Annotated in this window: 13 protein-coding genes; 7 read left to right on the plus strand and 6 right to left on the minus strand. The window is 65.6% G+C overall.

Annotated elements, in window-relative coordinates; all coding sequences use genetic code 11:
* Positions 1–93: 93 nt before the first annotated feature.
* From EB812_RS07445 to rpsB, 6 genes are all read right to left on the minus strand, one after another.
* Positions 94–3,465 carry a UvrD-helicase domain-containing protein gene (locus EB812_RS07445; protein WP_118229704.1) on the minus strand — a complete coding sequence of 1,124 codons (3,372 nt, stop codon included), beginning with the start codon at positions 3,463–3,465 and terminating at the stop codon, positions 94–96.
* A 9-nt stretch (positions 3,466–3,474) separates the two neighbouring features.
* Positions 3,475–4,551, minus strand: coding sequence for a hypothetical protein (locus tag EB812_RS07450; protein ID WP_130957997.1), 1,077 nt, complete (start codon positions 4,549–4,551; stop codon positions 3,475–3,477).
* 231 nt (positions 4,552–4,782) lie between these two features.
* A complete protein-coding gene (locus EB812_RS07455; RefSeq protein ID WP_118229706.1) occupies positions 4,783–6,132 on the minus strand; it encodes a sugar transferase in 1,350 nt (449 codons plus the stop codon).
* On the minus strand, positions 6,129–7,292 hold the full coding sequence (locus EB812_RS07460) for a glycosyltransferase family 4 protein (RefSeq protein WP_118229707.1): 1,164 nt from the start codon (positions 7,290–7,292) through the stop codon (positions 6,129–6,131). The genes EB812_RS07455 and EB812_RS07460 overlap by 4 nt, the downstream gene beginning before the upstream one ends.
* Before the next feature lie 373 nt (positions 7,293–7,665).
* Positions 7,666–8,523, minus strand: coding sequence for a translation elongation factor Ts (tsf, locus tag EB812_RS07465; RefSeq protein ID WP_118229708.1), 858 nt, complete (start codon positions 8,521–8,523; stop codon positions 7,666–7,668).
* Between the two features lie 229 nt (positions 8,524–8,752).
* On the minus strand, positions 8,753–9,547 hold the full coding sequence (rpsB, locus tag EB812_RS07470; protein ID WP_118229754.1) for a 30S ribosomal protein S2: 795 nt from the start codon (positions 9,545–9,547) through the stop codon (positions 8,753–8,755).
* Positions 9,548–10,089: 542 nt separating this feature from the next.
* On the opposite strand from rpsB, the gene EB812_RS07475 reads away from it, so the two are divergent.
* The 7 genes from EB812_RS07475 (at position 10,090) to EB812_RS07505 (ending at position 15,001) form a co-directional block, all read left to right on the plus strand.
* A complete protein-coding gene (locus tag EB812_RS07475; RefSeq protein WP_118229755.1) occupies positions 10,090–10,839 on the plus strand; it encodes an AzlC family ABC transporter permease in 750 nt (249 codons plus the stop codon).
* Complete coding sequence (locus EB812_RS07480; RefSeq protein ID WP_118229709.1) at positions 10,836–11,180, plus strand: AzlD domain-containing protein; 345 nt, start codon at positions 10,836–10,838, stop codon at positions 11,178–11,180. The genes EB812_RS07475 and EB812_RS07480 overlap by 4 nt, the downstream gene beginning before the upstream one ends.
* Positions 11,181–11,195: 15 nt before the next feature.
* Entirely contained in the window at positions 11,196–11,600 is a 405-nt protein-coding gene (locus EB812_RS07485) for a DUF4911 domain-containing protein (protein ID WP_242621234.1), read from the plus strand.
* Between the two features lie 98 nt (positions 11,601–11,698).
* A complete protein-coding gene (pyrH, locus tag EB812_RS07490; RefSeq protein ID WP_118229710.1) occupies positions 11,699–12,412 on the plus strand; it encodes a UMP kinase in 714 nt (237 codons plus the stop codon).
* Between the two features lie 30 nt (positions 12,413–12,442).
* Positions 12,443–13,003, plus strand: a complete 561-nt coding sequence (frr, locus tag EB812_RS07495) for a ribosome recycling factor (protein ID WP_118229711.1) — start codon at positions 12,443–12,445, stop codon at positions 13,001–13,003.
* A gap of 464 nt (positions 13,004–13,467) precedes the next feature.
* Positions 13,468–14,190: an isoprenyl transferase gene (locus EB812_RS07500; protein ID WP_130957998.1), complete on the plus strand. Its 723-nt coding sequence runs from the start codon at positions 13,468–13,470 to the stop codon at positions 14,188–14,190.
* Positions 14,180–15,001 carry a phosphatidate cytidylyltransferase gene (locus EB812_RS07505; protein ID WP_118229713.1) on the plus strand — a complete coding sequence of 274 codons (822 nt, stop codon included), beginning with the start codon at positions 14,180–14,182 and terminating at the stop codon, positions 14,999–15,001. Before EB812_RS07500 ends, EB812_RS07505 begins: the two co-directional genes overlap by 11 nt.
* Positions 15,002–15,265 lie beyond the last annotated feature (264 nt).

Genomic DNA, 15,265 nt, shown 5'->3' on the forward strand with positions numbered 1-15,265 from the left:
AGGCGATACCGTTTTTTGGGCCGGAGGTAAAGAAAAAGGGCCGAAAGCGCGCCCGGCGCGGCGGTGCTGGCCCGTGCTCACACCCAACGTACGCTATTCCGGCAACAGTGAAAGGGGGCTTTGCCGCTGGCGGCGGTGCGGGGTAAGCACGCTGACGCGGCAAAAGCGGCGGATATCGGCCAAAAAGGGCGAGGGCGGCAGGCACAGAGCTTTGCCGTAGAGGGCGCGTTGTCGGCAGTGGCTCACACAGAGCATGCGGGCCGCGCGGGTCAGGCCCACATAGAGCAGGCGGCGTTCTTCCGCCAGGGCGTTGTCCTCTGCCTGGTCCGCAACCGACGCGCCCTGCGCCGTGGGGCGTGCGACTGCGTCAGGGGCGGCAAACAGGCGCTCCCGACGCAAGGGCAACAGCCCGTCCTCCAGGCCCGGCAGGAATACCGCCTGGAACTCCAAGCCCTTGGAGGCGTGCAGGGTCAGTATCTGCACCTGCTCGGCCTTGCCGCGCACCAGTTCCGCCTCCTGCAGCCAGGCCAGTTGGGCAAAAAAGGCGGGCCAGGAACCGGCCTGCGCCCACAAGCGGCACAGCTGCCGCCAGGCCCGACCCTGCAGGCAGGGCTCCCCGGCCCAGGGCTGGGCCCCAAGCCAGGCGCGCATGTCCTGCGGCGCGGGGGGCGCTGCCCCCCAGGGCAGAGCAAGGGCTTCGGGCGCGTCGGCCCCGTGCCGTTCCGCCGGCACGGGCCAGGACGCAAAACCATACTGCGTTGCCAGCAGGCCCAGCAGCCGGGCGCAGGCCGCATCCTGCCAGAAGCTGTCTTCGGCGGGGGCGGCGCAGGGCACGCCCGCCTGTTCCAGGGCCGCACGCAAGGGCGGCATCTGCGCCTTGAGGCGCACCAGCACGGCAATATCGGCAGGCGTCAGCGTGCCCGCCAGGCCCGCCATGTCGTCATTCCCCGTTTGATCCATGAGGGTGTGGGCCGTGGCCCCCAGAAGCGCGCGCACGCGCTGGGCCACCCAACGGGCCTCGGCCTTTTCGTCCGGCGCGCTGAACAAGCGCAGTTCCGCCGTCAGCTCCCGCGCGGCCAGAAGCGGCCCGCAGCGGCCCGCGCCCCCCAGCAGGCCGTGGGCCATGTCCAGCACGCGCTGGCTGGCCCGGTAGCTCCGCCCCAGCCGGCATACGGACACGTCCGGCCAGATGCGCCGCAAACTGTCCTCACTTTGCCCGGCCACGCCCCGAAAGCCATAGATGGCCTGGTCCGGATCGCCGATGCCAAAAAAACCCTTACCGTCAGCGGGCAGAAGCGCCCGCAAAAGCTCCAGCTGCATGGGGGAAAGGTCCTGCACTTCATCCACCAGCACGTGCCGGGGTTTTTCCGCCTGCGGCAGACGCCGGGCGTGCTCCAGCCACCAGTCCAGCAGGTCGGCATAGTCTATAAATCCCGGCGACGCGGCTTTTTTGCGCGCCGTATAACGGGCCAAAGCGCAGGCCAGGTCTGGCGAAGGATTCAGAACGCCGCCGTCCGCAGGGATACGGTCTGCGGGATTGTCCATGGGCCTGCCTGCGGCCCCCGCAGCAGGCGCGTGCGTTTCCCGCGCCAGCGCGCAGGCTGCCCACAAATTGCGGGCTTCGCGGGCCGTGAGCTCCGGATTGGCGGCGCGGAACAGCCCCAGGGCCGCGTCTTCGCCCAGCAGGGTGGGGGCTGCCGCGCCCAGCTCCGCGCGCATGAGGCTCCAGGCCAGACCGTGCAGGGTGTCACAGCGCGGCAAGGTGGGCAGCTCCGGCAGGGCGGCGGCAAGACGCTGGCGCAGCTCTGCGGCGGCGCGGCGGGTAAAGGTCACGGCCAGCAGATCTGCAGCGCGCGCGCCCTGCTCCAGAAGCCACTGCAAGCGGCCCACCAGCACACGGGTCTTGCCAGCGCCGGGCCCGGCCAGGACAAGCACCGGCCCTGGCCCGGCCCGCAGGGCCATGGTCTGCTCCTGAGAAAATGCCGGGCCGGGCGGCGGCAACGGCTCCGCCACGGCGGGGGAGGCTGCGACGGACCGCGCCGCAGCGGCGTCCTGTTGCGTTGCGTCCGCCTGCGCCGTTTTTTGGCTTTCACGGCCGCGCAGCGCGTCCTTGGCGTCCGTTTTGACCGCGCGCGGGCGGCCCGCAGGCCGGAAGCCGGGCAAAAGCGCGCCGCCGCGCACGTCGGCCAGTTCTTCGGGCGCGAACACGCGCACCACGCCGTACTGGCCGTCAAAGCCGCCCTGGCGGATGACCCGCCCGACGCGCATGCGGGCCACGGCTTCGCCCAAGGGTTCCCAGTGGGCGCGCAGGTCCGGGAGCGGCAGGCGGCAAAGGATATCCAGTTCCGGCCCCAAGGCCTGCAGCAGGGCGGCATAGCGCTCCCGCACCTTGCGGGAGGCGGGCCCTACGCCCAGAATTTCGCTCAGCACTTCGGGCAGGGGAATAACGGAGCGCGCTTCGGGCTCGCGCGCAAGCGCGGCCGGGGCTTCACGGTCGGCCAGGTCCAGCACGCGGTGCAGCACGCCCACCGTAAGGGGTTTGCCGCACACGGGGCAGATATCGCCCAGTTCCCGCGCCTCGCGCGGTTCCAGCACCACATGGCAGGCCCGGTGGCCGTCCAGATGGTACTTGCCCTCATCGGGATAAAATTCCACGGTGCCCAGGAAGCGGCAGTCCTGGCCGCTCTGGTCCTGACGCCGGGCGACGGCCCGCAGGGCCGCAAACAGGCCCGCATAGGAGGGCCGCCCCGCAAAGAGATTGGCCTCGCGCCCCAGGTTAGCCCCGGAATGGGCGTCGGAATTGGAAATGAGCGCATAGCCGTCCAGGGCGCTGACCATGCGGTTCATGGCCGGATCGGACGAAAGGCCCGTTTCCAGGGCGAAGATGTGTTCAGAAAGGTCGCCGTAGCAGTCTTCCAGACGGTCAAAGCCGGATTTGGAGCCAAACAGCGCAAACCAAGGCGTCCAGACGTGTGCGGGAATCATGACCCCGTTGGGCGCGCATTCCAGCAGGATTTCCAGCAAGTCGCGGGAATCCAGCCCCAGAATGGGCCGACCGTCCGAGGCCAGATTGCCGATCTGCGCCAGCCGCAGGGAGAGGCGTTCTGCGTCCTCCAGGCTGGGCACAAAGACCAGGTTGTGGATTTTGCGCACCTTGCCCAGGCGTTTGTAGATGGAACTGATTTCGGTCTGGAGCAAGAAAAGCGGCCCCTGCCCCGCGCCCATATCCTGCGGCAGGCCCTCCAGCGCTTGGGGCGCGCCCCGCAGCCGGTACAGGCCGCTTTCCGGGTCCGGCTCCAGCTGTTCCGCCAGTTCGGCCCGCCACTGGGGGTGGGTAAAATCGCCGGTGCCCAGCAGGTCAATGCCCTTGCAGCGCGCCCAGGCCGCCAGATGCCTGGGCGTGAGCGCCTTGCTGGTGGCCCGTGAAAAGCGCGAATGGATGTGCAGATCCGCAATAAATGTCATGCCCGAGCCTTATCCCAAATCCCGTTTTCGGTCCAGCCAGGGGCAGAAGCGCCGGGCCGCGGCCGTCCACTGCGGCCCCGCCTCCGTCCCCGCCGGACTCTTGCCGTCCGGCCCTTGGCCTCCGTGCGGACCAAGCATATCCGCAGCAGTTTCTTCCGGCCCGGCAAAATCCTTTTTGTCCGCCCCAGCTGTGGTCGCGCCAGTCCCGTGCTGCCTCCAGGCCTCCGCAGTAAAAAAGCCGGACCCCGTTTCGCCTGCGGCAGCCTCTTGCGGCCGCGGCGCTGTTGCTCGCACGGGGCCGCGCCCGGCGTGCAGGGTCAGCGGGGCTTCCAGGCGCAGATCGTCCGCCGCCCCTTTTTGCGCGGCCGCCAGCACCAACAGGGCCGGGTCTGCGGGATGCGCCCGCACGGGCAGCGCCAGCCGCAGGCCCAAGCCCGCAGTATGCAGGGCCCGACACAGTCGCCCCAGGGCGCGCGCGTCATAACAGCAAAAAAAATGCCCCTTGTGCCGCAAAAGCAGCCCAGCGGCCCGGCAAAAGGCTTCCAGCGCCTGCCCGTCGGCAGAGCGCAGGGCCCGTTCCCGCAGGGGATCCGGCGAAGGCCGGCCGGCCCGATCGTAGGGCGGATTGGCCAGCACTGCGTCGGCCCGGCCGCAGAGGGCCCCGCCGCCAGGGCCGGACCAATTGGCAGAATTCTGCAGACTGTCAGGGCCGGGCAGGCCGCGCAGGGCCACAGCGTCGCCCACGTCCAGGCAGCGCACGGCCAGCCGCGCCGAGAGCCCCAGCCGGACGATGTTTTCCGTCGCCGCTGCGGTCAGGGCCACTTCGCGCTCCAGCCCCAGCCCCCGCACGCGCGGACAGGCCAGGGCCGCGCCCAGCAGAGCCGCCCCGCAGCCGCAGCCCAGCTCCACGGCAAAGATATCCCGCTGCCCCGGCCAGGCCAGCAGCCGCTGTGCCGTAAAGGCCGCCAGAAGCAGGGCGTCCAGGCCGAAACGCAGGCCCCCGCTGGGCTGGACCAACCCGTGGGGGTAGAGGCCTGCCGGTTCCGTGCCCGTACCCTGCAACGTTTTTCTGCCGTTCTGCGTCACACGAAACCCGCATCGTGAAGAGAAATTGGGACATGAGAAAAGGGGGGGACCCCCTGTGGCGGCCGAAATACGCCTGTGGCGCGGCCTGAGGAAAGCATTTTGACGGGTGAGGCATGTGGCGGAAGGGGACTTTTGAGCGCTGCGGCCCTGGCCTGTCACGGCCTTCGCCGTAACGGGCCAAGTGCCCCAAAGTCCCCTTCCGACTGCAAAGATTCCTGCTTTTCCTTCCCCTTAGCGGGCGCCCTTGGGGAAGAGGACCACGCCGATGGTTTTAAGAATAATATGAATATCCAGCAGGATGGACATATTTTTAATATAATAGAGGTCGTATTCCAGTTTGCGGCGGGCGTCTTCGGCGGAGGCTCCGTAGGGGTAGCAGACCTGGGCCCAGCCGGTAAGGCCGGGTTTTACGGAGTGGCGCACGCTGTAGTAGGGGATGGTTTTTTTCAGTTCCTGCACAAAAGCCATGCGTTCGGGGCGGGGACCGATGAAGCTCATGTCGCCCTTGAGGATATTCCAAATCTGGGGCAGCTCGTCGATGCGGACCTTACGGATAAAACGGCCAAAGCGGGTGACGCGGGCGTCGTTGGCGCTGGCCCAGACCGCGCCGTTTTTTTCGGCGTCGGCACGCATGGAGCGGAACTTGTAAACGGTGAATTCCTTTTCAAACAGGCCCACGCGTTCCTGACGGTAAATAACGGGGCCGGGGGATTCCAGGCGGACAATGAGGGCAGTGAGCAGCATGACGGGCGTGGCCGGGATGAGCAGCATGAGGGAGATGAGCATATCCAGAACGCGTTTGAGTCGGCGCAGGGAACCGCGGGTATTGAGAGAGAAGCCCTCGTTCTGGAGAAGCCATTCGTCTGTAATTTGGGAGAGGGGCAGGCGCTGGACCACGTGTTCGTAGAAGCTGCGGATATCCACCACCATACTGCCGCGCAGTTTGGCTTCCAGCAGGTCGTGGGCGATGTCGTCGTCGATGGGGGCGTCGGGCAGCAGCAGGATCATGGTGGCCTTTTTTTCCTGGGCTATGTCCAGGGCCAGAAAGGGCGCGCCCAAGCAGGGACCGGCGTCGGGGCCCTGGTCGCGCTCGCCCACATACCCCAGAATCTCGGCCTTGGGCAGGCCCTCGGCCAGGAGCTGGCGCACCTTGCCCGCGCGGTCCACGCCCACCAGGAGAATGCGCAGGGGGTGCGTGATTTTGTCGGCGTTGCAGTAGTAAAGCAGCCGCCAGCCCAGGCAGAAGCAGAAGGAGAGCGCAAAGAGCAGGACTACGGTTTCGCGGTCAAAGCGCCAGTGCTGGAAGGCGTAGGAGGCCGTTGCCGAAGAAACGATGCCCAGCAGGCAGGCCACCAGCACCCGGCCCATAGTCTCGCGGAAGTCCTCGCTGCCCACGCTGTAAGCGTCGAGGATGTAAAAAAAGAGAAGATAAAAAAAGACGGTAAAGAGCGAAGCGCCCGTGTAGTCGTGAAACACGCTCAGATCCGGCGCAATGCTCAGCATGCCGGAAACGGCCAGGGCCAGCAGAATGCAGAAAAAATCCAGCGCCTGCAGCAGCGCCATACGGTAGGTACTAATCATGCTTGGCTATCCTTATGGACGGCGGGCACGCGCATGTCTTCAAGAATGCGTGCGGCCACCGTGTGGGCGTCCAGTTCGCGCAGGGCCAGCTCGCGGCCGGCGGCTCCCATGCGCAGGATATTTTGGGGCGTGGTGATGAAGGTTTCCATGGCGTCGGCCAGGGCCTGCGCATCGCGCAGGGGCGTAAGCAGACCGTTAACACCCTGGCGCACCACTTCGCGGCAGCCGGGGGCGTCGGTGACCACGGCCGGACGGCCCATGCTCATGCCCTCCATGATGGACGTGGGCGTGCCTTCCCGCCAGGAGGGCAGCACCAGCACATGGGCCGCGGCCACATAAGGGCGCACGTCGCTGGTTTCGCCCAGGTATTCGATGCTGCCCCGGGCCTCCCAGGCTTTGATCTGGTCCAGGCTCACGCTGCCCAGGCCGTGTTCGGGCGGGCCCAGCACCTGAAAGCGGGCGGCAGGGTATCGGGCCTTGAGCAGGCGCGCGGCCTCGGCGTATTCCGGCAGGCCTTTGGCCTCCAGCAGACGGGCCACCAGCAGGAATACGGGCGGGCCGGCGAGCTCGCCGGTTTCGGTAAGATCGGGAAAGGGGGCCGGGGCAAAGCGGGCCGTGTCCACGCCCGTACCGCGGGCAGTAAGCACGCGGGCGCGCGGGCCCAGAATGCCCGCCTGGCGGAACACGCGGATGTCGTCCTGATTCTGAAAAAATACGCCTTCCGCGCCGGAAAGCGCCGTACGGTAAAGCAGGCAGCTCAGCTTGTTGACGGCTTTTTTAAAAAAGCTGTCGGCCTCAAAGGCGTAGCCGAGACCGGTGATGGTGGCGTAAATGTGGGGCACGCGGGCTACCCTGGCCGCCATGCAGCCGTAGATGACCGGCTTGATGGTGGAGGCAAAGAGCAGATCGGGTTTTTCTTCTTTGAACAGGCGCACCAAGGCCCCCAGGGTGCGGATGTCGCTCAGGGGGTTGAGGCCTTTGCGGTCCAGAGGATAGGTGCGCACTTGCGCGCCCAGGGCCGTGAGCGCGGCCTCAGAGGCCGCATCCCCCGGCGGGACGCAACAGAGCACTTCGTGCCCGGCCCGGCGCATGTGGGCGATGAGCACGCTCCAGAAATTGCGCATGGACTTGGCCTGGTTGCCCAGAACGACGATCTTCATCCCGCTTTCCTCCAGAGCGTTGCCCTCTGTGCGGACGACGTTGCGGCAGACTTGCGACGACCTTTTGGACGGCAGCCCGGCTGCATCCGTTTTCCAACGACAGCCCGCGTCTTGGTCCCGCACGGCCGGGCGTGCAAAGCCCGGATTGGCACTGCCGTCAGCGCTTGTGCCGCAAGCCGCAAGGGCGCGACGTGGCGCATGGCCCCCAGCCTAGCAGTTCCGTGCCGTTCTGAAAAGGCCCGGCGCGGCCTTGGGGGCGTGGGCGCGGTGCGCCACGCCAAAGCCGCCAGCCCGCGCCGCGAACGCAGGACGGGGAAGGAATCCCTCCGCAGAGGGCGTCCTTCCCCGTGAAAAAAGGCTCTTGCAGCCCGGATTATTCCGCAGCCAGCTGGATGCGCTCGAAACCCGTGACAGTGAGGTCGTCGCCCACGGCCTTGGCCGTCTCGCGCACGAGGTCGTTGATGCTCTTTTTGTCGTCGCGGATGTAGGGCTGTTCCATAAGGCAGACTTCCTTCTGGAACTTTTTCACCGCGCCGTCAGCAATTTTGTCCACAATCTGGGCGGGCTTGCCCTCTTCCAGGGCCTTCTGGCGGTAGACTTCACGCTCACGCTCCACAGCAGCCTGGTCCAGGCTGGAGGCGTCAAGAGCCAAGGGATTGGCGGCAGCCACCTGCATGGCCAGATTTTTGACCAGGGCCAGCACATCGGGGTTGGTCGTGCTCGCAGCCTTGCCGCAGGTCAGAAAGACCAGCGTGCCGATCTTGCCGTTGGCGTGCAGGTAATGGCCCACCACGTCTTTGTCGCTGCTCTTGCTGTGGCGGGCAAAGCTGCCCAACTGCATGTTTTCGCCCACCGAGGCGATGAGCTGGGTCACGGCCGGGCCCATAACGGCCTCCAGAGCCGCGGCGTCGGCCGGAGCCTGGTCCAGCACGGCGCGGGCCACCTGAGCGGCCATATCCTGAAACTGGTCGCCGCGGGCCACAAAATCGGTTTCACAAAGCAGAGAGGCCAGGGCCACATGCTTGCCGTCTTCGCTCACGGCCAGGGTGACCAGGCCTTCGCTGGTGGCGCGACCGGACTTTTTGGCGGCCTTGGCCATACCCTTCTGGCGCAGCCAGTCCACGGCCTTTTCCACATCGCCGGCCACTTCCACCAGGGCTTTTTTGCAATCCATCATGCCCGCGCCGGTCATTTCGCGCAGTTCTTTTACCATCTGTGCGGTGATAGCCATAATATCAACTCCACATGCTGCCGGCCCGGGGCCGGGGTTGTGCTGCTGGTGCGGCCCGGAAGGGAGCGGGCAGGGCCCGCCCTCCGCAACCGGGCGGGGGCAGCGCGGCCATGTCTGCAAACAGGTTGCGCTGCCCCCGGAAACAGGGAAAATGCTGCGCGCCCAAGCGGGCGCGCCGTAACCTTTGCGGGAGCGCACAAAAATGCGCACCCCGCAACGTTACGCTGCGTTATTGGACAGGCGCGGCTTCCTGCACCGGGGCCTCCTGCACGGGGGCTTCCGGAGCCGCCTCAACGGCCTTCTGCATGGCGGCTTCGGCGTCCTCGCCCTTGCTGTCCTTGCCCATGGCCTCGCCTTCCAGGCAGGCTTCGGCAAAAGCGGTCACAAACAGCTTGATGGCGCGGATGGCGTCGTCGTTGCCGGGGATGATGTAGTCGATGACGTCGGGGTCGCAGTTGGTGTCGGTCACGGCCACGATGGGGATGCCGAGCTTGCGGCATTCCTTCACAGCGATGTCTTCACGGTGCGGGTCGATGATAAAAGCCAGCTGGGGCAGGCGGTCCATATTTTTGATGCCGCCCAGGGTTTCCTCCAGCTTGTGCATCTCGCGCTCCAGCAGGAGGATTTCCTTTTTCTGATAGCGGTTGATGGAGCCGTCGGCAAACATGCCTTCCAGCTTCTTGAGCCGGTCAATGCTTTTCTGGATGGTGACGAAGTTGGTAAGGGTGCCGCCCATCCAGCGGTTGGTCACATGAAACTGCCCGGCGCGGCCGGCTTCAGCGGCCACGGCCTCCTGAGCCTGACGCTTGGTGCCGATAAACAGCACCTTGCCGCCGCGGGCCACAGTGTCGACCATTTTGTCGTAAGCCACGCGGAACAGTTTGACGGTCTGCTGCAGGTCAATAATATGGATGCCGTTGCGCGCCCCGAAGATGTAGGGACGCATTTTGGGGTTCCAGCGGCGGGTCTGGTGCCCGAAGTGCACGCCGGTTTCCAGCATCTGCTTCATGCTGACGTATGCCATTGAAAAAGCCTCCAAAGGGTTGTGCTCTTCCACCCTGGCTCCAGGCCCTGCAACCCGGCCCCCCGGAACGCGTCATTGCGAAAGATCGTTACCTTGTGGAGCGCGGGGCTCCGGCAAAAGGTAAGGCTCTTTTTCGCAACGCGACATTCCCCGCATGGGGCAACAACGGGCGGTACACCGCCGCCGGGCACCCCGGGCCGCTGCCAGGGTGTGCTTGATAGAAAGGGAACGCATACACCATTGTGCCGCATCTGGCAAGCCTCCGCACCCTGCACAGCGCGCCTTGGGGCGGGAACCGCCCCCTGCGGCGCCGTGGAGGAAGGACGTCTTCCTGCCGCGGGGCTTGCCCGGTGCGGGGTCCGCTTCTTGCTTTGAGGCCCCAAAGAGGATAGAGCAAGGGGCACTTTGTGGCTTTCGGGCCGCTGCGGACGGCGTTGCGGCGCGTGTCCGCCCTGCCGCAGGGCCGCGCTCCGGGCGCGGTCGTCACGGTTTTTTGCGTTTTTTTTTGCGCGCGGCGTCCGTGGCCGCGTCAGAGGTGGTTCATGTCACACTCCCCCCAGCCCTCCCCCGTGGCGGAAGGCCTGCGGCGCGCCTTGCCCATAGTGCTGGGCTATGTGCCCGTGGGTTTCGCTTTCGGGGTGTTGGCCGTCAAAAACGACATCCCCCCGGCCCTGGCCGTGGGCATGTCCGTGCTCATGTTCTCCGGCTCCGGGCAGTTTGTGTTTGCAAGCATGTGGGGCGCGGGCGCGGGCGCGCTGTCCATCATCGCCGCCGTGGGCATCATCAACCTGCGCTATCTGCTCCAGTCGGCAGCGCTGGCCCCCTGGTACGCGGGGTTGACGCGCGGCGTGCGGCTGCTCCTGGGGTTCGCCGTTACGGACGAAAACTTCGCCGTGCACGTGACGGCCTTTCAGAACGGCTGGGCGCGCAGCCTGACCACGCTCTTCACCTGCAACCACCTTACCCAGCTGGCCTGGGTGGGCGGCAGCGCTTTGGGGGCCTTCTGCGGCGAACTGGTCAGCGACGTGAAGCCCCTGGGCCTGGACTACGCGCTCACGGCCATGTTTCTGGCCCTGCTGGTGCCCCAGTGCGTAGACCGGCTGCACGTGCTGGTGGCCTTGTTTACCCTGGCGCTTTCCGTTGCCCTGCGCGCCCTGGGCATGAGCCAGTGGAACATTGCCCTGGCCACGGTGGTGGGGGCCAGCCTGGGCACGGCGCTTTTGTGCCTGCGGGACGGCAAACAGCCCGCCGCCGCGCCCGTCGTTACGGAAGGAGAGGAGGCGCGGCCATGAGCGCATGGATGACGCAAAACGCCCCCCTGCTGCTCTGCCTGCTGGGCAGCGTAGCCGTGACCGTACTGCCCAAGGTGCTGCCCGTGGTGCTGCTGCGCGGCGACAGCCTGCCCCCGCTGCTGCGGCGTTGGCTTTCCTTTGTGCCTGTGGCGGTCATGGCAGCCCTGGTGGGTCCGGACGTATTTTTTTATGAAGGCCGCTTCAACGCCGGGCCTTCCAACCTCTTCCTCATGGTGGCCCTGCCTTCGGTGCTGGTGGCCTGGTGGGGCAAGAACTATTTTCTGACCATCGCCTTCGGGCTGGCCCTGGTCATCGCCGCCCGCTGGCTGGGTCTGTACTGAACGCGGAGCGCGCCCATGCCCCCCACGCTGCCCCCCCTTACGCCGCAGGAAGCGCAGCCCGCAACAGCCGCCATGCCGGACGCGGCTGTGCCGACGGCCCTTGCCCCGCAACGCCGCCCGCGTCCGGCCGGCCCCTCTGCGCCCGCGCGCAGCAGCTGTCTGCTGGTGCGCATGGCCCCGCAGGATACGGGCCTGTTTCGCCGCCTGCTGGAAGCCTACGACAACCTGGCCTACTTCACTGTGCTGGAAACGGATACGGCGCTGCTCAAGCTGGTTTTTTCTCCCCACATGGCTGCCCAGGCGCATCTGGCCCTGGCGGCCATAGCCCGCAGCGTGCCGTTCACCCTGCTGCCCTGGCCGCTGGCGGAACTGCCCGCAGCCGACGTTGCGGCTAAGGGACCTGCCGCAAAAAGACTTTGAGGCCGACGCGTTTTCTGCTATGACTGACCCGTTGCAGCGCTGCCCGGAGGCGGGCGCGCAGGCGACCCAACCTTCCAGCATTACCCCAAGGCGGTTGCATGGCCCCACTCAAGTACAAGCGCGTGCTGCTCAAACTGAGCGGCGAGGCCCTGGCGGGCGAACACAAAACCGGCATTGACCCCGAAACTGTGGACGCGGTCTGCCGCGAACTGGGCGCCGTGCTCGAAATGGGCGTGGAAATGGCCCTGGTCATCGGCGGCGGCAATATTTTTCGCGGGCTTTCCGGCTCGGCCAAGGGCATGGAACGCTCCTCGGCGGACTACATGGGCATGCTGGCCACGGTGCTCAACGCCCTGGCCGTGCAGGACATGCTTGAAAAGCACGGGCACCCCACCCGCGTGCTTTCAGCCATTACCATGCAGGAGGTCTGCGAGCCTTTTATCCGCCGCCGGGCCCTGCGCCATATGGAAAAAGGCCGCGTGGTCATCTGCGCCGCGGGCACGGGCAATCCCTACTTCACCACCGACACCACGGCGGCCCTGCGTGGCATGGAGCTCAAGTGCGACGCCATCATCAAGGCCACCAAGGTGGACGGCATCTATGACAAGGATCCGACCCAGCACGCCGACGCCGTCAAATACACCAGCCTGAGCTACGACGAAACCCTGGCCCGCCACCTGGGCGTCATGGACGCCACGGCCTTTGCTCTGGTGCGCGACAACAACGTGCCCATCATTGTCTGCCGCATGTTCGGGGGCGACATCCGCCGCGTGCTGCTGGGCGAAGGCGTGGGCACCATCGTCCACAGCTAGGCCGCACAGCCATTTTCAAGGAGACCTCTGATGGATATTGACAGCATCCTTCTGGACGCCGAAGAACGCATGGAAAAAGCCCTTGCCGCGCTGGAGCGCGATTTTGCCAAACTGCGCACCGGCCGCGCCACCACCGCCCTGGTGGACGGCATCCGCGCCGACTACTACGGCACGCCTACGCCCATCGGCCAGATGGCCTCGGTGGCCGTGCCGGACAGCCGCACCCTGACCATCCAGCCCTGGGACAAGGGCGGCCTCGCCGTGATAGAAAAGGCCATCCTCAAGTCCGACCTGGGCCTTACCCCGGTCAACGACGGCCGCACCATCCGCATCGTGCTGCCTCCCCTCACCGAAGAACGCCGCAAGGACCTGGTCAAGGTGGCCCGCAAGTACACTGAAGACGCCAAGGTGGCCGTGCGCAACGTGCGCCGCGACGCCAACGATGGCCTGAAAAAACTGGAAAAGGACAAGGCTATTACCGAGGATGCGCAAAAAAAAGCCACGGACGACGTGCAGAAGCTCACGGACAAATATGTGGCCGACGCCGACAAAAAATGCGCGACCAAAGAAAAAGAGATTATGGAAATCTAGGGCATTGCAAGGTTGCAATGCCCTGGCGGTTGCGTAAGCAGACGCCCGCCGTGGGGGCGCAAGCGCACTCTATTTACGCGGACAAACGCCGTAACCAGCATGCCGTAGCCTTTGCGAATACCTATTCGCAAAGGCGCTCTGCTCCAGAGCAATTTCACATTGAAGTTGCCCGGACAACGGGCGGATCTCCGCCACGGCGATGCGGCGCGACGTATCCGCGCGGATAAGCGCAGAAGTGGACGTCTTGATATAATGCTGAGGACACGCTTCGCAGAAGCAACATGTCCAGGGCCGGTCGCCGCGGCAACGCCGTCGAAGGAAGCCGTATCCGGCAACTCGTGCCTTTTGCGACGGGCGGCCCCGCGCCGTCCGCGTCTTTTGTGCTTTGTCCGGCAGTCGTTCCGACCGCGACACCCGGCCGGCGCGGCAGAAACGCCGGGCCCAAACGCGCAGGCTGTATGCCCATGACTGAAAAAAGCGAACATCTGCCCCGCCATCTGGCCATCATCATGGACGGCAACGGCCGCTGGGCCCAGCAGCGCGGCCTGCCCCGCGAAGCCGGGCACCGGGCCGGGGCTGAAGCCGTGCGCGCCGTAGTCACGGAATGCCGCACCCTGGGCATCGGCTACCTGACCCTGTACACCTTTTCCAGCGAAAACTGGAGCCGCCCCAAAACCGAAATCAGCGCCCTGTTTTCTCTTCTGCTGGAATTTCTGCGCAAAGAAGTGCCGCTGATGGAGGAAAAGGGCATTGCTCTCAACGTGCTGGGCGATCTGGACGGCCTGCCCGTGCCCCAGCGCACGGCCCTGCGCCACGCCATCAGGCGCACCGAGGCCGGGCAGGGCATGGTCCTCAACCTGGCCCTCAACTACGGAGGCCGGGGCGAACTGGTGCGCGCCGTGCAGGCTTTTCTGCGCGAAGGGGCCAAGCCCGAAGACGTCACCGAACAGAGCCTCGCCACCCGTCTTTACACGGCGGGGCAGCCCGACCCGGACTTGCTGATCCGCACCAGCGGCGAACAGCGTCTGAGCAACTACCTGCTCTACCAGTGCGCCTACAGCGAACTGTACTTTACCCCCGTGCTTTGGCCGGATTTTGACGCCAAAGAACTGCACGCGGCCCTGCGGGCTTACGCCGCCCGCTCGCGCCGCTTCGGCAAAACAGAGGAGCAACTCCATGCCCATTGAACCCGCCTCTCGTCATCCCATGGATTTTCGGCGCATTGTCACGGGGCTCGCCCTGGCCGCAGTGCTGCTGCTGGTGCTCTGGCACAGGGGCTGGCCTCTGCTGGCAGTCATTCTGGCGGCCTCGGCCCTGGGCCTGTGGGAATTCTATTCCCTATTCTGGGGCCACGGCGGCCGCATTTCCAGCCGCGTCTGCGCCATAGCGCTGGGCTGGGGCATGCTGGGCCTGACCTGGCTGCACCGGCCGCAAGACGCCCTGGTCTGCCTGGGCGCGGGCTTTGTGCTGGCCGCCATGAGCTTTTTGTTCCGCTGGGACGTGGTGGAGGAGGAAAACGCCTTTGCCTCCAGCGGCATCTTTATGGCCGGGCTGGCCTATGTGCCCCTGTTGCTGCTGCCCGCCACCTATCTTTCCACCACCAAGCTCATCTTCATCATCGCAGCCGTGGCCATTTCAGACACCGCTGCCTACTTTGTGGGCACGCGCTTCGGCCATCACAAGCTCTGGCCCCGTGTGAGCCCCAACAAAAGCTCCGAGGGCGCGGTGGGCAGCCTGGCGGCCTGTGTGCTTTTTTGTGCCATATACGGCCAGGTTTACGGCAAAACCGGCTGGTTCTCCTTTGCCCTGCTGGGCATTGCGGTCAATGCCTTTGCTCAGTTGGGGGATTTGTTTGAATCGGCCCTCAAGCGCTCGGTCAACGTCAAAGATTCCGGCCAGATTCTGCCCGGCCACGGCGGCATGCTGGACAGGGCGGACAGTCTGCTTTTTGCCATGCCCATGTTTGCGGTGGTGGATCAGTGGTTCTTCTTCTTCTAAAAAATTGCGTCTTTTTGCGGTTTGGACTGCGTCAAACTCGGTGGCGCGCCTTGGTCATATAGGTGGACTATACTCCCTGCGGCGCTCCACCGGTTTTCCTTGCCAAACCACAAAAATCTCGCAATTTTTCCAAAGGAAGGGGAGAAATCGGCACGGGCGTCTTTTTGCGGTTTGGACTGCGTCAAACTCGGTGGCGCGCCTTGGTCATATAGGTGGACTCTGCTCCCTGCGGCGCTCTACCGGTTTTCCTTGCCAAACCACAAA

The organism is Desulfovibrio legallii, assembly GCF_004309735.1.
Classification (GTDB): domain Bacteria; phylum Desulfobacterota; class Desulfovibrionia; order Desulfovibrionales; family Desulfovibrionaceae; genus Desulfovibrio; species Desulfovibrio legallii.